Origin of the sequence: Methanobrevibacter sp. UBA412 (genome assembly GCA_002495685.1) — an archaeon.
Taxonomy (GTDB): Archaea; Methanobacteriota; Methanobacteria; order Methanobacteriales; family Methanobacteriaceae; genus Methanobrevibacter_A; species Methanobrevibacter_A acididurans.
Genome location: DAGJ01000007.1, coordinates 102,765 through 126,678, shown reverse-complemented (window position 1 = coordinate 126,678; position 23,914 = coordinate 102,765). Strand labels below are relative to the sequence as shown.

Sequence of the window (23,914 nt, the reverse complement as noted above, 5' to 3'; positions counted from 1 at the left end):
TTTTTAGAAAAAAAATATTTAATAATATTTTTTTTAGATAAGTAAAAAAAAGTCTAAAAAATTATCGTGCTTTAACTAGTTTTCTTACTTTAGGAACTTCCTTAAATAAAATTCTATATCGGCACTTAGGACACTTATTTTCCATATATCCATGATGGTCGACTTCAGTTCCACATTCTGGACATCTATACAGTTTAGTCTCCTCCTAATCCTTTGATATTACGAGTTGCAGATTTAACCATAGGGGTTTCAGGAACATAAGCTCCTCCAGTAAAGACTGTACCACATTTAGTACATTTCCAAATTCCTGCACTTACTCTTTTAACATAAGGTCTATCACATCTAGGACAAACATGTTTTTGTTTCATGTTTTCTTCAATGTTCTTAACGGATCTTTTTGCTTTTCTTCCGTATCTTGCTCCGAAACGGCCTGTTATACCAACTTTCTTTGTTCTTGCCATAATAATCACTTAAAAAATTTATTTGAATAAATAAAAAATTATATTAAAATTAATTCCTTTTACCTTTTTAGAAAAAATTCATTAAAAAACCTTAGAATGAAAATTAATTTTCAAATCCTATAATATTTTTTTTAGATTTTTATAAAAAAAAATTATTTTTTTTAATATAATAAAATAGAATTATTTTTTACTTAAATTTCAACAATCTAAATTATTGTTAAAACATATAATATACTAATATAAGATTTAAAAGTATTTAAAGTTAATGGTTAAAAAGCTTAAAAAAATAAAAAAATAGGAATTGAATAAAAACATCCTATTTACAAGTTTCCAAGTAAGCCATCTTTAACTTCAAATGCTGTATGAACTGAATCTAAAATTTCATCACGTGTTAAAGGTTCACTTCCACCTTTTTGCATGGAACAAACACAATTACCTTCTTCACTAATACCCACAGTTAATCTAGCATCTAAAATTCTTTCTTCTTCTAAACTTGGATCTAATACTATTCCATCACCAATCTTAACAAAAGTACTTAAAGATAATTTATCATTAATAGATAAAGAAACCATATTATCATAATCTAATTCTACTTCATCATTAACTAAAGTAGCTTGTGGTATTTTACAATCCATTAAAGCACTCATTACTGCAAGGTTACATGCATCAAAAAGGTTTCCATCATAATCTATTACATGTAAATCCACAAATAGCATCCAAACTTTTTCGCCTTCTTTAATACATAATTTATCTAAATCTATTAATTGACTTTCACGAATTCCACGATCAACAACACGTGCTAATTCAACACTATCAGGACTAGGTGGACCTGCTTCAAAATCTGGTGAAGCCATAGGTAATAATTCACAATTAGTCATTAAAACTCCAACATCAGGAGTATCAGGGAAAGGAGTACCAATACTAGGTTTAATTCCCGCAATTACTTGAGTATCACCTAATTTAACTCTAGCTGAACCTTCAGCTTTACTTATAACACCTGGTTCAACATAAATATTACGGTATTCATCCACAGATCTACCATCAGGTCTTTCACCTTCATTAATTAACTTAGTAATACTATTCTTTGTGATTTCCGGTACAATATCCATAATTATTCCCCATATCTAGCTTTTAAAGCTTTTCTTTGACATTCCGCAATTTGTTGACAACCACCAATAGCTAAATCTAAAGCTTCTTCAAATTCATCTTCAGTTAAATTACCATCCGCTTGTAAGAGTGTAATTTCCTCAGTACGAGGTAATATAACTATAGGAACATCAGCTTGCCCTTCTTTATCTTCAATTTCAGATAAATCAAGAACAACTTTATCATCCATCTTACCAGCAGCACAACCTACAGGAATATCCTTCATAGGAACACCAGCATCAGCAAGAGCAACTGCAGCTGCAGTAATACCCGCACAACGAGTACCACCTTCAGCTTCAATTACTTCAATACTAACCTCAACCATACTATTAGGGAAACTTTCTAAAAGTAAAGCTGGACGTAAAGCATCCTCAGCTATCTTACTAATTTCTATACTACGTCTATCTGGACCTGGTCTCTTACGATCATCCACTGAAAATGGAGCCATATTATATCTAACTCTAATAACACCAGTATCTGGACGTAAAAATCTTCTCATATAAGTGGATCTAGGACCATAAACACTAGCTAAAATCTTATTTCCACCCATTTCAACATAAGCAGACCCATCTGCCCGTTTCAAAACCCCTGCTTCAATTTTTATTGGACGAAGTTCATCAAATTTTCTACCATCGCCCCGTAAAGTATCCTCTGAAATACTAACACCTCATAATTATTAAAAAAATATAATATTTAATCTAATTTTCTCCATTTACTAGATTTCTTACCTTTAGTTTCAGGATTCAAAATACTACTAGAACTTCTCCCATCTGCTTGGGAAATATTACCAAAATGTAATTTAGAATGCTTATCAACTTTATCATTAAACTTTGATTTACCAAAAGTCTTAAACTTCAAACCATTACTATTTTCTTTATTTGAATCAGCTTCTACCTTAGCCCGAACTTCAGATATTAAATCAGATTCAATGCCTGTAATTTCATTATCTTCTTCTAAAACATCTTCTAAATCTTCAATAGAATTATTTTCTTTAACATCCAAATTGGAATTATCTTCTTCATTTATAGAAATTTCATCAATACTATTAGAATTAGATAATCTATCATTACTGAAATCTTCAACATTACTTACTTCTTCAATTACAGAATCTCCAACAAAACCTTCATCATCTTCTAAATCATCTTTAAAGTTTTGAAGAGTAGGTTTAGCTAGAACATCTTCATCATCATCTTCTAAAATTTCATGTTTTGGTGAATTATCAAAAAACTTAACATCATTTTCAGTTTCAACTTCAACTTCCGGTTCAGGTAATTTACCATCAATAACTAAACATAATTTATCCCGAATACGATTAGTTAATCCACTAGTATGAGCTTGTTCATCAATTTGATTAATAATCTCTTTAGTTAATTGTTGCATATGATCTTCACCTTTAACCCAGACTAAACCATTTTGACCAACAATAATTTTACAATGAGTTTTATCCTTAATCATATTAATCATAGAACCTTTTTTACCTATGAGTCTAGGTACTTTAGTAGGTGAAATACTTACTATAATACCTCCATAGAATTTACCCATTCCACGACCTTTTAAACCAAGCTTAGCTTTTTTAACTTCATCAACATCAATGATTCTAAAAAAGAGAGTATCTCCAACATCATAAACACTTTTCAATTCTCTTTTATCTCTCCCAAACACTTCAGAACCAGATAAAATACCAGAATAAAGTGAGTTAATATCAACATCCCACATTGAGAATCTTACTTCTTGAATCTTACCAATAACAACATCCCCTCGTTTAGGAATGTATTTACTTTTAAGAGGAGTTACACTAATCTTCTTATTACGAAGGGAAACTAATCCCATAAGTTTTGAACAAACAGAACCATTTTCCTGGAAGGTTCCTCTTCCTGAATAAAAGTCACCTTCAGCTAAGACTTCACCCGGAATCACTAAATCTTTTTCATCTACATATAACATAATCCTTATATCTCCAAAAAAATTCTTTATTTAATTAATTTAGTTTCAGCTTCCCCTCTAGATATAGAGGCCATCTTATGATTAAAAGCATCTTGTAAACCACCAGGAATCTCAACTATACCAATCCAAGACCCATCTTGTTGCCATTCTTCATTTAAAATTTTGCCCAAACTATTAATTTCTTTATAAGCATGTCCGGTTGCATCTCCTGGAAGACGAACAGCCATTTTAACCTTTTCAAAACGTATAGGTATTTTAACTTTAATAGCTTTAAGTGCAGTTTTAACTTGCTGATCTACACTTGTAAATGGATCAATTTTTACTTTACATTCATCCATAGCATTTTCAATACGTTGTGCTGGATGAGGATAACCTGTTTGTGGATTAATTGATTCACGTGCAATAGTATTAATCACCATTCTACGTTTATCTTCTTGCATATGGCGTCTTTGTTCAGCGGTTAATTGAACTTGTCCTTTATCAAGTATTTGTTTTGCAACTTCTAAAGGCTCAACTGTATCAAAAACTTTTTCCATAGCTTCTTCAGAAGCTTTATCTCCTTTTTTAGAATCTTTAAATATTTCTTCAACTGCTAATATATCTTCAATTGGTATTTCTTCTGTATGGTCGGGGTTTCTAAAATCAGCAGCTAAATCAGCATCAACTAAAATCTCAAATTTTTCCCCATAAGATTCTAACCTTGCAATAATTGCATCATCTACATTAACCATAACATCATACCCTCCCTTTTAAAAAAAAGAAGATTAAAAAAAACAATATTTATTTTAATCTTCTTATTCTACTTTATCTTCAGATTCTTCAGCATCAGCATCTTTTTTATCTTCAGATTCTTCAGCATCAGCATCTTCTTCGTCTTCATCTTCTTCTGGAGCGTTACGTTCTAAAAGAGTTTCAACATATTTTGTTACTTCATCATGATCTAATTTTCTATAAGTTTTTGTTTCAGCTTCAATAACAGCAATTTCAACTGATTTATCTGTAACTTTACCACTAGTTGCAACATAAACAGCATCTAATGCTAAATCTATAGCTTCATCAAGACTTAAATCTTCCTTATAGTTTTCTTCAAAATAATCCATAGCATCGCTACGACCAGAACCTATAGCAGTAGCTTTATATTCAATTAATGCTCCACTAGGATCAGTTTCAAACAATCGGCATCCTTTCTTATTAACTCCACCAATAATTAAAGCAGAACCAAAAGGTCTAACACCACCATTTTGAGTGTATAATTGTTTTAAATCACAAATCTTTTTAGCTAAAGCTTCAACACGAATAGGTTCATTATAACTAATTTTATTAATTTGAGCTTCTACACGAGCACGATCAATTAAAGCACGAGCATCAGCCACAAGACCACTAGTAGCAGCTCCAATATGATCATCAATTTGGAAAATCTTCTCAATAGATTTAGTTTCGACTAATCTACTAGTTGTTCTTTTATCCACGACAAGAACCACACCATCCTTAGATTTAACACCTAAACTGGTAGTTCCACGTTTAACAGCTTCTCTTGCATATTCTACTTGGAAAAGTCTTCCATCTGGACTGAATACGGTTATAGCTCTATCATATCCAGCATTTTGTTGTTGTAAAGGTTGCATATTATTCAATACCTCACTAAATATTTTTTTTTAAATCAAATCAATTCTTATAAATACAAAAATACATTTTTCATATAATAGAGGAATAAAAAAAAGTTTATTAAATCATATAAGAAAATGAAAAAAATACTCAATATTAATTCCACAATAAAGACAAAGCCTAATTCTACAAAAAAACTAAATCCTTACCACATTTTTTTCTACTTATAATTTTATTATTAAAATATAAGCAATTCTTAAAAATAAACCAAATATCCTTTACTTGGTAAAAGTTTTTTTTAATCCTACTAATTCTTGTTCTTATTTATTTATACTTAAATTAGTTAATAAACTTTATTATAAAAAAAACTCTTAAAAATAGAAAAAATTTATTTAATAGATTTTATAGAAAACTAATTATTTAAATTGAATTATATATTTAAAAAACAACAAAAAAGGGGATTTAAAAATGAACGATATTAGTAGAAGTCTATTATATGGTTTTATAAGTCTAATAATATTCTTAATCTTTACAAGTAATTTAGGTTATCCGAACAATTGGATTTGCTCTTTAATTGGTGCTTTCATAGTAATAATAGCTTATTTACTATTTAAAGGATACAATGAACTAATTAATGGGAGAAATAGTGTTGATAATAGTTGGGCTCAAATTGACGTCCAATTAAACCGAAGAATGGATTTAATCCCTAATCTGGTAGAAACCGTTAAAGGATATGCAAGTCATGAAAAAGAAACCTTAAATGAAGTAACTGAAGCTAGATCTGGATTGAAAAATGCGGATACTGTTAAAAGTGCATTAAATGCTAATAATAAATTAACTGAAACTCTTAATAATTTATTTATGGTTGCCGAAAATTATCCTGATTTAAAAGCTAATACAAATTTTCAAGACTTACAAAACCAATTAAACCAAATTGAAGGACAAATTGCAAATTATAGGGAAAATTTTAATAATAAAGTATTAAACTACAATAACCTATGCCAACAAATACCAACAAATATAGTAGCACTCCTATTCAACTTTAAACCAATAAATTATTTCCAAATAAGTGATGAAGATAGAATAACACCAAAAATTAAATTCTAAAAACATCACCCACAATATTCCCCCCCACTTTTTTTTAAATTTATTCTAATTCATAACCAAATTTTTCACCTAAAGCTTTATAAAAATCATGACCCCTGAATCTGTTTTTATTAATATTAGTAATTTTTGTTAAAATTAAAGGCAAAAATGGAGCTAAAGGATCCCCAACAACAATATCATCAATTTTTAACCATTCCACATCACGATAATGATTAAAATCTTCACTAAATTTATAATCAGAAACAATCCGCCCTAAACCTAAAAGTTTATCTCCCCCAATTCTAATAAAAACATAATCACCAATACTCATTTGTTTTAAAAAATCACACAAAGCTTTTGAATTATTAATCTGATTTAAAGAACCAGGATAATTCTCATCTAATTCATACCTAATTTCATGAATATTCTCAAAATTATTTAAATTACCTAATTTAGAAAAACCTATACTTATAAAATTATTTAACTTAAATTCACTCCATAAATCTAGATTATCCTCAGGTGATAAAAGCCAAACATTAAAATCCTTACCCTTAGATTTATTTAAAGGTAAAATGTTTTCACTAATCATTTGATTAAAAACCATATTAAAACTATAAAGATTTAAATCAGCCCCATGAATAATTGAAAACACTTGCCCATCACATCCATAAAAATTAGAAGAGGGTGAAATATTTAAATTGTTTAAAATATAAGATCTCCAAGTTAATGAATGGAAATTTATGAATTTTTTTGGAAAAATTAAATGATAATACTTATGAACCCAAGAAGATGTTGGTGAAACTTTTGAATCATTAAAAATATTTACTAAAGCCTTTTCAAGATTTATATAATCCTCTGAAGAAATAAGAGTAGTTGATTGAATTAAATCCGCACCTTTTATAAGAGCATCCCTAATTAGTTTAGCTTTAATAATAGCATCATCTGTAGATAATTTTTCTAAATGTTTACTTGTTGCACCCCAAACCCATTGATTATTCTTTTTAAACAAACGATATTTATATGGACTACTTAAACCAAGTGCACCTGTAAAATTAGTTTCAAAATTTTCTAAAATATAAGCTAAATTATCCTTATCAAAATCATGTAAAAATAGATAATCTAAAATTTCATCATCCCTCAAATTTTTTAATATATAAGGTGAAAATTTATTTTGAAAATCATTATATACTTCCTTAATCTTTAAAGGACAATTATACTTTAAATTATTTTCATTAATATAATCTTTAATAAAACATGTAGCATAATTATATTGATTAATATTAGTTAACATTGCATAAAAATCTCCTTATCCTATTTTTTCTATTAAAATAATAAATTTTTATAATAATTAATTAAATGTATTATAATTTATTAGTTAATAAAATATTGATAAAATGAAAATTAGAAAATTTTAAAAAAAGATATGAGAATAATTGTTTAAATATATTTATCTACAGCTGATTTAATAGTTCCAGATAAACCAATAGTTGTAATGTTAATTTTTTTATTATTATAACGAGTTGATAATGCTAATGCTGCACGAACTTCCTCTTCATATCCTCGTTGACATTTGAGAACAGCACGATAATGGTAAAAATCATCAGATTCATCATCATAAAATAATTTCATTAACCATAAATCAAAATTACTAGTTTCTTGTTCTCCCCAAAATCTTATGCATGAATCCCATATAGCTAAAACAAAATCATCCTTATTGTGTTTAACTTCAGATTTAATATCTAAAGTTAAATATCTTTTATTTTTACGAAGAGTTGGAGGTAAAACTTTTAGTTTCATAAGTCATCATCTACTATGCATACGCCCTCAATAACCATATTTTCCCTATTATTGTTAAAATCGATAATATTAGAAGGTACCGTAGATATTGCATTATTTATTTCTTCATTAGTAAATCCTATAGAATTGAAAATTGATAAAAAATCCTTAACTGATTTAGTATCATAAAAATTAGTAGCGCCACTTGTTAAAATTAATGGAAACTTATATTTACGTTGAAATAATAAGATTTCTTTAAAATATGAAATTACTTTTGCACGATATGATAAGTGATTAGTTAAAATATCTTTAAGTGATAATTCCACACATACATTATTATCTCGTGCAAGTTTAGCTAGAACATGATTCATACCAGAATCTCGACGATGATAATAAGGTCTTGATAAAGTATCTATTTGACGATTTTCAAGGGCTGCACGGTTTATTTTTAAATTTCCACCTAAACATGAAATGTATTTGATTTTACTACGATTTTTACGTGTAAGTTTACGTAATTCTTCAGGATTATTTGTATTGATTTCTAAACCATAATCAAAATTTATACCTAATTTTTTCTCTTCATCTCTTAAAATGTTTTCATTATTAAGTGCATTTGTATACTCTTCTTGTGAATACATTATTTTCACATAATCCCAATTTAGATTATGAGCTTCATTTAAGAGTTTTAGGTCATTTTGATAATTAGATCCTTTTAAGTTAAAATCATAATATTTCATTATTTAAGGCCGTCTCCTTTTTATTAATTATTAATATTGTTAATATTTATGGTAAGATTTCTGATAAATTTTTCATTGCAATTTCTTTTTTTGCAGGATATGCTTCTATTTTTATTTTTAAATGTATTGCATCTCCTTTATCAATAATGGTCCAAATATCATCTATTGCATCTGTTTTATCTAATCTTAAAAATAGGTTACCACTATGATCCATTTTAGAATTTAAATCTTTGTTAAGTTTGATTAATTGTTCTTGATCTGTTTCAAGTAAATTTTTAAGAAAATCTTTACAATCTCTTTTTTTATCTATTCTACCAGTTAATATTTGCATAGGTTCACCAAGTAAACCTTCAGCCATTTCTACTTCATATTCTGCAGTAGGTAAAATATTAAGTAATGCTAAAATAAGTTCTTCAGGATCTTCATTTTCATATATGAATAATCTGAAGCGAATATTATGTATCATAATTTTTAATAATCCTATTAGAAAAAATCTTTTATGATTTTTTTCTATTAATTTTTTTGTTATATAAGAAATAGTTTTTATTTAATTATATTTTATTTATTTTTTAGAAAAAAAGTAAAAATTAAAAGAAATGTAAAAAAAAAAGGAAATTAAAACTTTAGAATTTACTAGAGTTTTTGAATTTTCCGTATTTGTTTTTACCTACTTTCTTTCTTCCTTTACCTTTTTTGCTAATACCTCTACCTTTAGTACCTGCACTAGTTAATCCTCTAAGTGCTCGGTTTTTGTGTTGAGGTTCGCAAATCCAGTTAATTTTAGAATCATTTTTGATTGAAGGACTTTGTGGGTCAACAAGGATAACTTCATAGTATTTGAATTTACCATCAGACCATACCCAGTAACTGTTTAAAACTTCAAGGTTTGGATATTTTTTACTTACACGTTCTTCAGCTATTCTTTGAATACTTTTAGCTGTTGTGATTTTGTTTACACCCATTCGTTTTGGTTTACGACCACTGGTGAAACGAGTTTTTCGACGTGTTCCTCTTCTTACTCGAGTACGTACCATTACATATCCTTTTTTAGCTTTGTATCCTAAGGATCGTGCTCTGTCTATACGAGTAGGTCTTTCTATTCTGGTTATGACATTTTCTCTTCTCCAAACAGGAGCTCTTTGCCACATAAGTTCTCTTACGTAAGATTCAGATGGATTTCTCCATGCTTCTTTAATATATTTATACATCATTTTAAGTTACACCTTTAATTTAGTTCAGCCTTTTTAATGATTATAAAATAATTTCTTAAATTATTTTATTTTTAAAATGGGCCACATCCACGGGATATATAATAAAAATAAGATTTTATTTTAGTCCCTAAAAAAGTATCGTTTAGTATATTGTTGATAATTTTTTTGTAAATATTAAAAAAGTATTAATAGTTATATTAAAAATTAGTTACTATTACAACGATAATAAGATTTTTGTTTTAATCATTTATAAGGGTTTCTATTAATCTTATATAATTTACAATTCCAATTATGTAAAAAATTTTAAAGTTAAAAAAAGTTATACGGGCCTGACGGGAATTGAACCCGCGACAACAAGGTTAAGAGCCAAGCGCTCTGGCCAGACTGAGCTACAGGCCCATAGTCTCAATCTTTAAAATAATTTTATTAATTCATATTAAAAATTAAAATATGTTTATTTTAGTATATAAATATTACTTAATAAATTGAATAATACTTTTCAAATGCTCTAGCACAAGGCCTAATATATATACCTTACTTAATTATCTTTATAAATTCACTCATAAAAAAAATTTAAAGTTAAAAAAAATATCTTAACTTTAATCATTCACCTTAAAAAAAATAATTTAAGGGATTGAAATCCAAAAAATGGATTAAAAAAATATTAAATAAATTCTTCAAAAAGCATTAGCAAAAAAAATTAAAATTTTTGAAGAATTTATAAATTAAACCTCCCAAGAAGAGTACAAAAAAGAAGCACCATTAAAAAAATAGATAAATCATATTACAAGAAAATTATAGGGAGTGCTTGTAAAGATGAAAGAAAAATTTGAACTAAATAAAAACGATATATTTGCATTAGGCAAAGAAGAAATGGTAGGAAAACCATTTTACTTAGATTACTCGAAAGCATGCATACTTATTGGAGACGAAAGTAAAGCAAAAGTAGATGGAATACCAAAAGGTACATTCCTACTTGCATACTACGACAATGATAATGGGGAAAACCCTGAAGCAATACTCTTAAGAGCAATGGGACAAGTCCACCTACCAAACCAAGAAGAAATATTCAGCACACTCATAGAATATTATAAAGAACCAAACACCAGTGAAAAAGAAAAAATGGACCCACTAACCAGATACGCATTCAGTTTCAGCGGTCTAGAATGTAATGTCCTCGGATCATTTCACAAAACTGAAAATGGAGACGTTTACTTCGGATCAGATATTGACAATTTTTACAGCCCAAGTAATTACACCATATACAAACCAAAAGATAAAGCATTAGAAGCAATAGTAAACTTAGGAGTATGTGAAAAATCAGAAAAACGTCACCCAGTTAGTATAGGTAAAGTAAAGTACAGTAGCAGTTGTGGATTCAAACATAATAAAGTTAATGTATACGTATCTAGTGAAGACTTCATCGGAAAAAGAACAGCAATATTTGGAATGACAAGAACTGGAAAATCCAACACATTAAAAAAGATAATACAATTAACAGACAAACTAAACACTCCAAAAAATCCGATAGGACAAATAGTTTTCGATATAAATGGAGAATATGCTAACAGCAACCAACAAGACGAAGGAACAGCAATATATGAAATATTAAATCCTGAAAAAGTAGTAAGATACAGTGTTTTAGACAAACCTAATTTCAAAACATTAAGAGCAAACTTCTATCATGATATCAACGAAGGATTCAACATTATAAAAACAAAACTAGGACAAACAAGCAGATCAGGATACATGGAAGATTTTGTAAGTATAGAATTACATCCTCCTAAAAAACCAAAAGGGGAAATAAGCCAAGAAGAAAAAGACTCATACTTTAGTAAAATGAGAAGATATAAAAGAAAAGAAGCAGCATACCAATGTTGTTTATATAAAGCAGGATTTGAACTACCAAAAGACAAATATGGAAATCCTGAGAAAATAAGATTCACAGTGAGTTCACATATTTCCAATGATCCAAACGTAGGAATAGATCCAACAGAAGGAATAAGCTACGAAGATGCAATAGAATTCTTCACATCAATCTGGCAACACCACGATGAAATACCTTACTTAAGAGATTATCCCCTAAAACATGAAAATAGAAATTGGATCGATAAAGATTTAGAAAACCTATTAATCATGCTAACAAGATGTAAAAAAAATAGTACAAACGAAAATTTAAGAGGATACAAAAATTTAGAAGTATTAAACAATCATCACACCACCACTACAGATAATTATAAAAAAGAAATAATAAATTTTTTAAGAGAAGGAAAAATCATAATTGTAGACCTATCACAAGGCGAAAGAGAAATACAAAACGATTACAGTAAAAGAATATGTGAACACATCTTCAAAAATAGTATAAAAAATTTCATAAAAAACAAGGAAAACAATACAATACAATTTTACTTTGAAGAAGCACATAACTTATTCCCAAAACATGATGATTCAGATTTAAACCAAATATATAATAGAATAGCTAAAGAAGGAGCTAAATTAAACTTAGGATTAGTTTACGCAACACAAGAAGTAAGCAGTATAAGTAGTAATATACTAAAAAATACTCAAAATTGGTTTATCTCACACTTAAATAATACTGATGAATTAAATGAACTACGAAAATTTTATGACTTCGAAGACTTCTTAGACACATTAAGAAGATTCGCACCACAAGATAAAGGATTCGTAAGAATGAAAACATACAGCAATCCATTTGTAGTACCAGTACAAATTGATAAATTTGGAGGATGAAAAAATGAGTTATTCCGAAGGATTAAAACCAGCAGAATTCGCAAGCCAATCATCACAAACACCATTAATTTTAGATGAAGATATAAAAGAATTATTAAAAGATTGTTACTATCCAAAACATGCAACAGAAGAATTAATAGGTAACATGAACACTTACACTGCCAAAACGATTAAAAAAAATCCTATAAGAAAAGTATTAGCATTTGATGGAGGATATAATGAAGTAATGATAGGTAAAGAATTCCCATCAAGTACTGTAGCATTCTACAGGTATGGTGTGAACTATTTCCAATTAAATGACTTATTTAAATTAGAAGATAAAGAGTTTATAGGAAAATTAGATATTGGAAAATTACATAATATTGATGCATATAATTTCAGTATCCCTACAAAAAATATTAAAAGTAAAACACAAAAAAATCTTAAAAACAGTATCAGATACTTTTTATATAATCATTTCAAAAAAACTAAAATCCAAAAAACATTAATGGAAACATTATCTTGGTTTATATATAGAGAATATCGTAAACCTGAAAAAATGACATACCTTTTAAGTTCTTGTCCAAAATGTGGTAAACCTGTAATACTCTATAAACACAATATGAAAAATTACACATTCAACTGCCCACATTGTCATGAAAAAATCTATTTAACTGATGTTTTCAGATTACACGAATTAATAAGTGAAAATTTAGCAAAAGGAATAAGTAGTTATTTAATGAATACTTTAGAACAATTCCTTATAATTCATTACATTCACATACTTATGGATGTTGCTCCAAGTTTACTTAAAGAATCATTATTTATTAAAGATGGACCTTTAGCATTTTTTGGTGTTACAAGTAATATGAGTAAACCAATGAGAGAACTCATAACTTACTTAGAACATACTTATGATTTGTTTTTAGTAGGTGTGGAAAAAAGTGGAGAATTTGTGGACCATGCACATGAAGTAAGTCAATTATTAGAACCTGGAACCTATATCATACCAGATAATGAATATATCTATAAATACATAATATTTGGTGAAGAAAACATTAACCAACCTTATGGTAGTACTACATATTATAGTAATAAAATTATTTATAAATCAACTAAAAATAAGGTTTTTGTATTAGATATACCTTCAAGTCATCGTTTAAGCAAACCTTGTAAAAATGATTTTAAAAATATTGATATAATTTTAAACAATTTAGATAAATTGAAAAATGATCGTTTTGATAATGCTTTATTACCTATTAGTTTAATTAATCAAAATGTAAGTATTTCTCAATCTGTTAGTGGAAATATTCTTAAACATCATGCAGAAACAAGTTTATCTTAATAAAAAAAAATAAGAAAAGTAAAAAAAGGTTAGATAAAAAAATAATTTTTAATTAAAGATTATCATACCTATAATTGTGATAAACATCACTATGATCACCATCCCCACTAACTCTTCCATTTGGATCAATATATGCTTTAGATTCATCAGTATGTTGAATTTGTGACATGTCCCCTGAATCACGAGCTTTTTGACAACTATCACAACATATTCTACCCCATTTTCCAGGAACTACCTTACCACAATATACACACACTCCAAAAGTTTCAGGCCCATTTGAACTACTTGAAATAGAACTATCACTGTTACTGGATTTAGTTCCTTGTGAAATTAAACTAGTAACAATCAAATCTTGTGAAAGAGTGGAACTTTTATATCCATCAACACCATTAAATTTTGATAGTATAGAATAATTTCCTGAAGGTAAATTTATAGGTAAAGATACCATTCCATTATTATCTGTTGTAAGATTGTATTCTTTAGATTGATTATTAGAATTATTTATAGTTAAACTAACATTTTTATTTGTTAATTTATTGCCCTCATTATCAGATAATGTTACTGTGAAATTTTCTCCTTGATTAATAGTAGTGGCAGATGCCACAAGATTGGTTTCAACTCCAGAAGATAAAGCCCATATAGATGCACAAGAAATTACTACAATTGCTACTACACATACACATAACAAAATTAGTTTATTAAATTCCATGAAAAAATCACTCCCTCTAAATATAATTTAAAAACAATTTATTCTTTTTTTTAAAAAAATTTTATAGTAATTATACTTTTTTTATAAGAATATATAAATTTTTATAAAAAATTTTAACCAAAAAATAGGAAAATAAAAGACCAATTAAATATAAAAAAATTAGGGAAAAATTATTATTATATTGAAAAAATAATAATTAGTAGCTATATAAAAATAAAAGTTTTAATAGTAAATATTATTTTAGGGATTAAAAGTATGAGTAAACCAAGTAATCAGAATCATAACAAAAATAATTATAATAAAAAGAAGATTCAAGACTTAGAAGGTATTATTGAATTGAAAGATGGGGAAATAGATGAGTTAAATATGAGTCTAAGTCAAAAAGATGATAAGATTAGTGCTTTGAATTCCCATATTGCTAAGTTTAAATTTGAAAAACAAAAAATGGAATTAAAATTAAGTAGTGAAGTGAATAATGAGAAAGCTAAACTTAAAGAGTTAGATGATTTACAAGTTAAGATTAATGAAAAAGTTGAAATTATTGAGGATAAACAAGATCAAGTTAAATATTTAAGAAGTTTAATTGATGATTATAAGGTCCAAATAGAAAATAATACTGTTAATTTAGAAACTCAATTACGAAAGATTAGTAAAACTTATGAAGGGCTTCTTGAGCAAAAGGATAAGATTATTAATAAACAAGATGAAAATATAAAAGAGTTAATTGAAAGTAAAGAACACATTATTAAAGCTAATAAGACAAATATGATTAGTTTAGAACTTCAAAATGAGAATTATAGGAAAATAATTGATAAATTTGAAAAATAATATTAATCATTATTTATATCCTTTATTAAATAATTTAAATTTTTTAAGTGTTTATTTAAACTAATTTCAGTTAATTCTTCTTTTTCCTTGCTTTGTTGATAAAATTTTTTTATATTCTTTTCATATTTTTCTAAAATTTCACAATATTCAATTATGTGCTTATTTTTATCATTTATCCAAAAATTGATCCGTGGTATAAAATCATACCCTATACTTTCAATTATGAGTAATTGTGAATAATTTTCTTTATAATTAGTATACTCCTCTAAAAAATTTTTATAATCTTCTATCCATTCATTGTTATCTATTATATATTCTTTTAAAACATTGTCTTTTATTAAAATATAATCAAGATCTAATCCATAACTTATTTTTGAATCATATTTTGGTATTTCATTCACTTTTTCTTTTATAGTAATGAAATAATCATCAAGATAGTCTTCTATATTTTCTAGATTACTTATTAAGTGTGTTGAATCTATGGTAATTTGTAAAGTTTTATTATTTGTGTTTTTAATTAATGTTTGTGTTTGATTTTTAATTGTAACCATTTTTTCTAAGAATCTATTTAAAATTTTTTGGAATTTTTCATAAGATGTTAATAATTCAACAGACTGTTTTTCTATATTTTCATTTATTACAGGTAATAATATTATCTTGTTAAATATGTTATATTGACTGTGACTTATTAATTCAATTGTAGATAAGTATACTTCAGGTAAGAGAAATACTTCTGCAATGAAACTATTGAACTCTGAAGTGTTAGGGTTTTCAATGTTAATAATTTGAAATACCTTGTTAAAATTTTCATATAATTTATTATTCTCCTCATTTAATAAAGGCCCACTTTTATTTAAATAATTGCTTAATTCTTTTAAAGTATTTAATAAAATTTCATGTATACTGTCTACCCTTTTTAAATCGTTTTCTTCAAAAGCTTCTTCTAAGGAATAAATTAAATCATCATCAAAAGATTCAATAATTTGTAAATAATTATCATAAAAATCTTGATGTACACTTTTATACTCATCCATAAATTCATCACTAGTTTCAGAATCTAAATCATTATTTTGAATCAAAAAAATAACACACTCCACCTTAACCTATTTAATGCATCCAATGCCCACAAGAAGTACAATAATCATAATCTGAATCAAGCAAAAGTCCACACTGAGTACAATAAACCTTATGACTTGGCTTCAAATTAGGTTTAATAATACTACCACAATTAATACAATAAACAGTATCTAAAGTATTTCTTTCACCACAATGTGGGCAAATAATAAATTTCTCCCTTTTATAACCATTTTCAATATTTCTTTGAACCCTACGCAATCTGCGCTTTTCAATTGCAATATCATTTAATATTTCCTCTTGTTCCCGATAATTCATTTGATCAATAGTTTCTCTTTCAAAATTCAAATCATCAATTAAATCTTGCATTTCACAAGGTTGTTTCTCAAACAAAAGAGTTTTACGTTTATTAATAATTTTACGTTCATTTAACAAATAATCTTTCTCTTCATTAGCATCTTTTAAGTCAACTTTCTCCTGCTGAGTTAAAAAAGATTTATTTTCTAAAGATTTAATTTTCTTTGTAATATCAGTTAAATCTAAATTCACATTATTTAAAGCAGCATATAATTCATCTAATTGTCTTTTATGCTTTTTTTTCAAATCATGAATTTGATCATCCCGACGTCTTTGATAATCTATTAATCTAGTGTTTTTTGTTTCTAATTCCTTTTGAAGTTGATATTTTTCTAATTCATCAGAGTATAACTCTTCAGTAATAGGGAAATTTTCAATCTTTTTAGCTACATCCTGATTAATATCCAAATTTTTTAATCTTTCACCACATTCCGGACAATACCTATTTTCTTTTGATACTTCAAATCCACAAGTAGGACATAATAATGGAGGTGTAATTTTTTTATCACCTGCTAAAGCTTCATCATATAATTGTTGAATATATTTTTTATCTTCATATAACATTGCACTATATCCAGGGATTTCATATTCTGGATCTTCATATTTCTTATAAAACCATTCTATAATATTATAAATTATATGATGTACTGTGTATGCTTCATCAATATCACCTTGATATGCTTGATGAACTACCATATTACGAAGATGTCGGATTTCATGAAAATCCTTTGTTAAACGAGAAGATAAAACTTTTTTATCAAATAAATAATCTATGCGAGATTCTTGAGTAGTTAAATCACTAATAGGAACATCTTCATATTCACAGACTTTATTGATAATATTTTCTGCAATAGATCCCCCCATAGTAAGAACACTCATACTATTTTGATTATACAAATTAAATTCAAGCTCCTTTGTCATTTTTTCGATTTCAGGAAACTTATCTTTTAAAAATGTGAAACAATAATCAACCATAAAATACATACCCAATAATTTATAATTATTTATTATAATATTAGAATTAATATAAATATTTATCCATAAAAAAAGATTTTTATAATGTAATGTGTTAAAATATTTTTTAAATTTAGTTAGATTATGTTAAAAAAAGTTTTAATAAATAGGTTAGTAATATGGGAAGGTTTAAAAATTATTTTTTAATTCCTTAAAATTTTTATTAAAATTTTATTGGATTTGGTTTGGTATGTGAGAATTAAAAAATTTTTTTAAATTTAAAACCTTCCCATAAGCATGATATATGATTTATTGATATTTCATTATGAAACGCTTAATATCAAATACAATATTATCCAATCTGTCATTATAAATATCTATTAATGATATTATTTCAGATTTATGTTTTTGATTAGCTTGTGAATTTTTTGTTAATGATTTTAAAATTCTACTTATTTCATCTTGATGAGGAATTATGAAACGGTTTAATATTTGGTTTAAGTATGCTATTTGATTGTTAGAAAAATTATTAAAATTTTCATTTAAGTAATCAAAACCATGCTTGTTTATTGTTGAATTAATTTTACTTATCATGAATTGGAATATGAAAGGCCAATCAATATTGTTTTTTATAATATCAACAATATAATCTAGGGCATCTTCAGGATTAGATTCATTTTCCATATTATTTATATAATCAGATAAGTCATCAAATCCACTGAATAAGTTTTTCTGCTTATTTGTAATTTGAATATTAGTATATTTTAAGTAAGATTTTAATGATTTACAATCAATAGCAGAATTTAATAATTTATTATTTTTTTCACTCATACTTAATATTTCATCAAAAAAGAGCAAAATGTTTGATAAGTACTCTTTATTAAATAAAATTTGATTTGTGAAATGATAGTTTACTTTTTTCCTTAATTTTTTCACTTCACTATTTTCTTCTTTACTTGTGGGATTATTTAATGTATCATTCCATATGATGAGTTGATTATTATAGTAATTTAAATCGTTTTTAAAGGAAATAAAATTCGCTATTGTTTCACATAGTGTTTCATTTTCATTACCTGGAATTTTTAAATTATAATTTTTTATAATATTTGCTACACTTATGTAAGTATCATGAGATTTATGTTGTAAGATTTTTATTGATAATTCACAAATATCTAGTGATTTTTCTAAGTTTTGAAGGATTTGATTATTAATGAAATCTGTTAAATCATTACTTGATTCATCTAATTTTATTATTAATCCAGTGTATTCATTATATATTTCACTATATTCTTTATAGAAATCTTCATTTAATTCTTTGATTTCTTCTATTTGGGTGTTTATTATTACTGGATCTATTTCAATATTAATATCATTGCGGAATGTTTTATTTTGAATCATGTTTTGATTTTACCTCCTTAAAAAAATAATTTTAAATTTTTGTTTTCCAGGTCTAATTAATAATATTAAATTATTATTTAAATATGAATTTTCCAAGAGCATTTGAAAAATAAAAAAAGATTTATAAAAAAAGAATATAGATTAAATGAAATTATTATTTTTTAAGTATTCTAAACTAATCTTTAATGATTCAGGATTATTTGCTTCTATAATGTAGGTGCCCTTATAATTTTTTTCATCAAGAAGATATAATACCTGTTTTAAATCTATACTGCCTTCACCTAATGGCAAGTGTGAATCATCATCACCATTATTATCATGCAAATGTATGTGTTTAATTCTTGGAAAATACATTTCATTTTCACTAAAACCTGCAGTGTAAGCATGACCAATATCAAAAGTCATAAACATATCTAAATTATCAAGTGTAGAATTTAACCTATTAATATCAGTATACATAAAACCAGGAATAAGGGGCATATTCTCAATTAAAGGCATAACCCCAGTACCAGAACTATAATAATGAATTTCCTTAAAAGAATCAACACAAATATCATAAATATGATCTTCATAAGGTTGACCCAAAAAAGAAACCTTACCTGGATGAATAACAACATTTCTAGCACCTAAACGAGCAGCATCATCAATACTATCTTTTAATTCCTGCATACTAGCTTCTCTAATACTGCGTGTTAAACTGCAAATATTCATATCAATAAGGGGACTATGAACACTATAAGTAAAATCATAAGAGTTTAATAAATCAAAATCCAAATCATGATTAGGATAAGATTTAACAAGCTCCACAAAGTCCAAATCTAAATCCACACAATAATCCAAAAACTTTTCTAAATCAGTGCTTGCTAAAGTTGATGCTCCAATATTCATAATAAAACCTTTATTTAATCATTTCTTCTTCTTGCAAAAATTCCAATATTCTCATCAATAGCATCTAATAAGATATCTGTTAACTCCAAACCACGACGTAAACGTATTAAACCACTTTTACCAACAGTAGCAGTGAATAAATAGTCATCACCTACAAAAATATCAAAACTAGAACCAGTACTATCTTTTGGGAATTCTAAATTAACACCTTTCTTATTAACTTGACAAGGTATTCTTAAATCATCATCAGGACCTTCATTTAAAGTTTCAATACTTATACCAATACCGATTTTACGTTCTAATTCATCAATACGTTTACCGCCACGTCCAATAATTTTAGGACGATACTCATTCGGAACTGAAACTCTTACCCTATTAGGTGAAATAATTTTAGCTTCAATTTGTGCTCCTGGAATAACCTTTTTAACATCCCTAATAATTTGTTTTTCAGCTATACGTTCAACACTACTAGATTCATCTTCCTCAGAACCTTTTTTACCTACTTGTTCCACATCTATAACAATAGTTTGTTCCCCATAAGTATAAATCTCATTCTTTAAATCACCAGTTAATAAATCTCTAACTTCTATAACTGGTCTAGCTAAATCTTGTTCTTGCATACCACTTGGTACTTTAACAGTCATTCGAGTTTCATAAACACTACTAATATGGCCTTCATCTATAAAAATAGTTGTATCAACAATACTTGGAATAACACCTAATTCAACACGATTAGTTATTCTTTGAATAGCATCTATAGGTTTAGTAGCATGAACCACACCAACCATCCCCACACCTGCAAGTCTCATATCTGCAAAAATTTGAAAATCATAACTTTTACGTAACTCATCATATATTGTTACATCAGGACGTACAAGTAAAAGAATATCAGCTGTTTTCTCCATATCCCCCTCTAAAGGAGAATATTGAGTAATTTCATCGGGAACTTGTAAATCACGAGGAGATTCCATAGTTTTAACAACTTTACTCATATTCTGACTAAAATAAGTAGCTAAAGCTTGTGCAAAAGTACTTTTACCTGCACCTGGAGACCCACTAATTAAAATACCATGATCACCTTGACTAATACGATTAAGTAAATCTTCACTTATATTATAATCTTCAAGTGATACTTCAGCAACAGGTCTAACAGCAGTTATTTCCATTGCTTCACTGAAAGGTGGGCGAGTGATACTAATTCTTAAATCTTTAGATTGAACTACAATAGCTCCCTTCAAATCAGCTTCTAAATATGTTCTTTTATCATTACTTGCCTTTTCAAGAATTTCTTCAGCAAAGTTTTCTAAATCATTATATGAAATCTTATTTTCTGAAATTTGTACAAGTTCAATATGTCCAGGTGTTCCTTTCTTAGCAAAAGCAGGAACATTTTCTTTTAAATGAACACTCATTGTATCTGCAGTGAAAAATTCCATAATTTTAAGATCTTTATCTCCATGATATTTTTGAGCATTATAAATTACATTTAAACCTTGTGCTTCTGCAGTTTCGGCTTGAACTTTATCACTTGTAACAAGTATTGCATTTTCATCACGTGCAACATCCCTTATAAGTGCATCAACTTCCCCTTTTCTGGCATCTATAATTTCAGAAGTATTAGGTCTTCTTCCTGTAAAATGAATATTTAAATATTGATTTTGAGCTAATTTTTGTAATTCTTTTAAATTATTTAATCCTGTGAATCCTGTTGGTCTACTATTGTTTGCTTGGTGTTCTAATTCCGCTATTACAGCTTCAGGAATAATTATTTCTGGATAAATTAAATCATCATTGTCGAGGATTTTTTTTATTGTTCCTTCAATTATTGCACTTGTATCTGGGACGAATCGTTTTTCTTCATCTTCTTCAGTTATATCGTAATCCATTTAAAAATCCTCATACTTGTTTTTTTTAATAATTATTGTTTTCCATAAACTTCTTCTGGATTAAATAATCTTTCACTAATTGTTTTTATTTCATCATCAGATATATTAGTAATATCTTTTGTTTTTAAATCTAATTGTCTAAAGAAACAACTTCTATATCCTAAATGACAAGCAGCTCCTTTTTGATCTATTTTTAAAATTATTGCATCTGCATCACAATCAAATAATATCTCATGGACTTGTTGTGTGTTTCCACTACTTTCTCCTTTCATCCATTGTTTTCCACGAGATGTACTATAATAATGTGCTTTACCAGTTTTTAATGTATCTTGTAACGCTTCTTCATTCATAAATGCTACCATTAAAACTTCATTTGTTTGATAATCTTGTGCTACAGCAATTATAAGATTTTCACCATTTTTTTCTAATCGAAAATTCATTTCCATTAATTTATTCCTCCTTTAAATAATTTTAATTATAAATGTTTTTTAATAGTATCAGCAAGTACATTAACACTAACAATTTCTTGTTCTCCACTATACATATTTTTAAGTGTTACTGAACCTTGATCTAAATCTCTTTTACCTACCATCACAACATAAGGAACTTTCAATTTATTAGCATGTTTTAATGCTTTTTTAAATTTTCGAGTAGATAAATCCACTTCAGTTTTTACTCCTTGATTTCTAAGTTTTGTCGCTATAGTAAATGATTCAAAGTGTGTTTCTTCATTTATAGGTAAAACATAAGCATCAATATAAGGAGTTAAAACTTCTGGTTCTTTAATTGCATTCATCAATCTATCAAATCCAAAAGCAAAACCTGTAGATTCTACTTCATCACCACCAAATATTTTTATAAGACTATAAGTTCCTCCCCCACAAACTTGTTTTTGTGCTCCAAGTTCAGGAATGTATACTTCAAAAACTATTCCAGTATAATAATCTAAACCTCTTGCTACACCTAAATTTAGTTTATAATTTTCAAGATTATAACTATCTAAAGCTTTTATTAAATCTTTTAATTCATCTATACTATCTACAGTTTCTTCATAATCCCCAACTAAATCTTCAATATTTTTAATAATATTTTTATTCCCCACCATATCAATTAAGTCAATGAGTACTGCATTTAATTCAGGATTATCTATTAATGGTTTTTCCCCAATAAGAGATTCTTTTAATAAATCTTTATCCCCTTTATCTATTATTATCATTAATTCTCTTTGAGTATCAGAATCTATATCAAAGTGTTTGAATAAACCTCTTATAATTCCAAGATGATTAATATGTATTTCTGCAGTTTTTATACCTAATCTTTCTAAGGAAGTATTACACATACTTAATACTTCTGCTTCACCATCAGGACTTCTTGCTCCTATGAGTTCACATCCAAATTGCCAAAATTGTCTAAATCTACCTTTTTGAGGTCGTTCATATCTAAAACAACTACCATAATAATATAATTTAATTGGTTTTGCTGTTTTTGTTAATTCATTTAAATATAATCTAGCAACTGGTGCAGTGATTTCTGGACGTAATGTAATTTCACGATCACTTTTATCCTTAAAATTATACAATTGATCCACTATTTCTTCACCAGATTTTGTTGTGAATAATTCTAATTCTTCAAAAATTGGTGTTTTAATTTCTTGAAAAGCATATGATTGAAAAACATCACGTAATATATTTTCTACTCTTTTTCTTTCTCTCATTTCATCAAATAGGAAATCTCTTGTTCCTCTAGGTCTATTAAATTCCATAAATTGTTTATCTCCAT

The 23,914-nt window shown here is 27.0% G+C and carries 23 protein-coding genes, 1 tRNA gene and 1 pseudogene; 4 read left to right on the top strand and 21 right to left on the bottom strand.

Annotated elements, in window-relative coordinates; all coding sequences use genetic code 11:
• Positions 1-61: 61 nt before the first annotated feature.
• The 7 genes and pseudogenes from BP997_RS02230 to psmA all read right to left on the bottom strand — a co-directional run bounded on the left by BP997_RS02230 (position 62) and on the right by psmA (position 5,176).
• Complete coding sequence (locus BP997_RS02230) at positions 62-193, bottom strand: DNA-directed RNA polymerase subunit P (RefSeq protein ID WP_409199082.1); 132 nt, start codon at positions 191-193, stop codon at positions 62-64.
• 1 nt (position 194) lies between these two features.
• A complete protein-coding gene (gene rpl37A / locus BP997_RS02225) occupies positions 195-461 on the bottom strand; it encodes a 50S ribosomal protein L37Ae (protein ID WP_409198873.1) in 267 nt (88 codons plus the stop codon).
• Positions 462-781: 320 nt separating this feature from the next.
• Positions 782-1,573: an exosome complex protein Rrp42 gene (rrp42, locus tag BP997_RS02220; RefSeq protein WP_413825851.1), complete on the bottom strand. Its 792-nt coding sequence runs from the start codon at positions 1,571-1,573 to the stop codon at positions 782-784.
• The gene (gene rrp41 / locus BP997_RS02215; RefSeq protein ID WP_413825853.1) at positions 1,573-2,265 is read right to left on the bottom strand and encodes an exosome complex exonuclease Rrp41; all 693 of its coding nucleotides are present in this window, start codon (positions 2,263-2,265) and stop codon (positions 1,573-1,575) included. Before rrp41 ends, rrp42 begins: the two co-directional genes overlap by 1 nt.
• A gap of 464 nt (positions 2,266-2,729) precedes the next feature.
• Positions 2,730-3,551: pseudogene (rrp4, locus tag BP997_RS02210) on the bottom strand (exosome complex RNA-binding protein Rrp4); the annotation flags it as partial.
• A gap of 26 nt (positions 3,552-3,577) precedes the next feature.
• Positions 3,578-4,282, bottom strand: a complete 705-nt coding sequence (locus tag BP997_RS02205) for a ribosome assembly factor SBDS (RefSeq protein ID WP_413825746.1) — start codon at positions 4,280-4,282, stop codon at positions 3,578-3,580.
• Positions 4,283-4,345: 63 nt separating this feature from the next.
• Positions 4,346-5,176 carry an archaeal proteasome endopeptidase complex subunit alpha gene (gene psmA, locus BP997_RS02200; protein WP_413827179.1) on the bottom strand — a complete coding sequence of 277 codons (831 nt, stop codon included), beginning with the start codon at positions 5,174-5,176 and terminating at the stop codon, positions 4,346-4,348.
• 448 nt (positions 5,177-5,624) lie between these two features.
• Here psmA and BP997_RS02195 point away from each other — a divergent pair, with 448 nt between their 5' ends.
• Positions 5,625-6,263, top strand: a complete 639-nt coding sequence (locus tag BP997_RS02195; protein ID WP_409198870.1) for a LemA family protein — start codon at positions 5,625-5,627, stop codon at positions 6,261-6,263.
• Between the two features lie 40 nt (positions 6,264-6,303).
• On the opposite strand, the gene BP997_RS02190 is transcribed toward BP997_RS02195, so the two are convergent.
• The 6 genes from BP997_RS02190 to BP997_RS02165 form a co-directional block, all read right to left on the bottom strand.
• The gene (locus tag BP997_RS02190; protein WP_413828565.1) at positions 6,304-7,533 is read right to left on the bottom strand and encodes a hypothetical protein; all 1,230 of its coding nucleotides are present in this window, start codon (positions 7,531-7,533) and stop codon (positions 6,304-6,306) included.
• 146 nt (positions 7,534-7,679) lie between these two features.
• Positions 7,680-8,039, bottom strand: a complete 360-nt coding sequence (locus tag BP997_RS02185) for an Rpp14/Pop5 family protein (RefSeq protein WP_409198868.1) — start codon at positions 8,037-8,039, stop codon at positions 7,680-7,682.
• Complete coding sequence (rnp3, locus tag BP997_RS02180) at positions 8,036-8,755, bottom strand: ribonuclease P protein component 3 (protein ID WP_409198867.1); 720 nt, start codon at positions 8,753-8,755, stop codon at positions 8,036-8,038. The genes BP997_RS02185 and rnp3 overlap by 4 nt, the downstream gene beginning before the upstream one ends.
• Positions 8,756-8,801: 46 nt before the next feature.
• Positions 8,802-9,221, bottom strand: a complete 420-nt coding sequence (locus tag BP997_RS02175) for an RNA-binding protein (protein ID WP_409198866.1) — start codon at positions 9,219-9,221, stop codon at positions 8,802-8,804.
• Between the two features lie 157 nt (positions 9,222-9,378).
• Positions 9,379-9,963: a 50S ribosomal protein L15e gene (locus BP997_RS02170; RefSeq protein ID WP_409199079.1), complete on the bottom strand. Its 585-nt coding sequence runs from the start codon at positions 9,961-9,963 to the stop codon at positions 9,379-9,381.
• 327 nt (positions 9,964-10,290) lie between these two features.
• A tRNA-Lys gene (locus tag BP997_RS02165) sits at positions 10,291-10,365 on the bottom strand.
• Positions 10,366-10,782: 417 nt separating this feature from the next.
• On the opposite strand from BP997_RS02165, the gene BP997_RS02160 reads away from it, so the two are divergent.
• Together BP997_RS02160 and BP997_RS02155 are read left to right on the top strand one after the other, a co-directional pair.
• Positions 10,783-12,717, top strand: a complete 1,935-nt coding sequence (locus tag BP997_RS02160; protein WP_413825753.1) for an ATP-binding protein — start codon at positions 10,783-10,785, stop codon at positions 12,715-12,717.
• 4 nt (positions 12,718-12,721) lie between these two features.
• A complete protein-coding gene (locus tag BP997_RS02155; protein WP_413825756.1) occupies positions 12,722-14,041 on the top strand; it encodes a DNA double-strand break repair nuclease NurA in 1,320 nt (439 codons plus the stop codon).
• Between the two features lie 52 nt (positions 14,042-14,093).
• Here BP997_RS02155 and BP997_RS02150 read toward each other — a convergent pair whose 3' ends face one another.
• Entirely contained in the window at positions 14,094-14,750 is a 657-nt protein-coding gene (locus BP997_RS02150; RefSeq protein ID WP_409198863.1) for an Ig-like domain-containing protein, read from the bottom strand.
• A 255-nt stretch (positions 14,751-15,005) separates the two neighbouring features.
• Here BP997_RS02150 and BP997_RS02145 point away from each other — a divergent pair, with 255 nt between their 5' ends.
• Positions 15,006-15,578, top strand: a complete 573-nt coding sequence (locus tag BP997_RS02145) for a glycosyl transferase (RefSeq protein ID WP_409198862.1) — start codon at positions 15,006-15,008, stop codon at positions 15,576-15,578.
• A 2-nt stretch (positions 15,579-15,580) separates the two neighbouring features.
• Here the strand turns inward: BP997_RS02145 and BP997_RS02140 are convergent, their stop codons facing one another.
• From BP997_RS02140 to hisS, 7 genes are all read right to left on the bottom strand, one after another.
• Positions 15,581-16,657 (bottom strand): hypothetical protein, encoded by a 1,077-nt coding sequence (locus BP997_RS02140; protein ID WP_413825761.1) that lies wholly within the window; start codon positions 16,655-16,657, stop codon positions 15,581-15,583.
• Positions 16,658-16,685: 28 nt separating this feature from the next.
• A complete protein-coding gene (locus tag BP997_RS02135) occupies positions 16,686-17,984 on the bottom strand; it encodes a zinc-ribbon domain-containing protein (RefSeq protein WP_409198860.1) in 1,299 nt (432 codons plus the stop codon).
• A 288-nt stretch (positions 17,985-18,272) separates the two neighbouring features.
• Positions 18,273-19,361, bottom strand: coding sequence for a hypothetical protein (locus BP997_RS02130; RefSeq protein WP_413825764.1), 1,089 nt, complete (start codon positions 19,359-19,361; stop codon positions 18,273-18,275).
• A 141-nt stretch (positions 19,362-19,502) separates the two neighbouring features.
• The gene (locus tag BP997_RS02125) at positions 19,503-20,249 is read right to left on the bottom strand and encodes a sugar phosphate isomerase/epimerase family protein (RefSeq protein WP_409198858.1); all 747 of its coding nucleotides are present in this window, start codon (positions 20,247-20,249) and stop codon (positions 19,503-19,505) included.
• A gap of 14 nt (positions 20,250-20,263) precedes the next feature.
• Positions 20,264-22,135, bottom strand: a complete 1,872-nt coding sequence (locus BP997_RS02120; RefSeq protein ID WP_409198857.1) for a PINc/VapC family ATPase — start codon at positions 22,133-22,135, stop codon at positions 20,264-20,266.
• Positions 22,136-22,167: 32 nt separating this feature from the next.
• Positions 22,168-22,581: a phosphoribosyl-AMP cyclohydrolase gene (gene hisI / locus BP997_RS02115; RefSeq protein ID WP_409198856.1), complete on the bottom strand. Its 414-nt coding sequence runs from the start codon at positions 22,579-22,581 to the stop codon at positions 22,168-22,170.
• Between the two features lie 29 nt (positions 22,582-22,610).
• The gene (gene hisS, locus BP997_RS02110; RefSeq protein ID WP_409198855.1) at positions 22,611-23,897 is read right to left on the bottom strand and encodes a histidine--tRNA ligase; all 1,287 of its coding nucleotides are present in this window, start codon (positions 23,895-23,897) and stop codon (positions 22,611-22,613) included.
• Between the last annotated feature and the right edge of the window lie 17 nt (positions 23,898-23,914).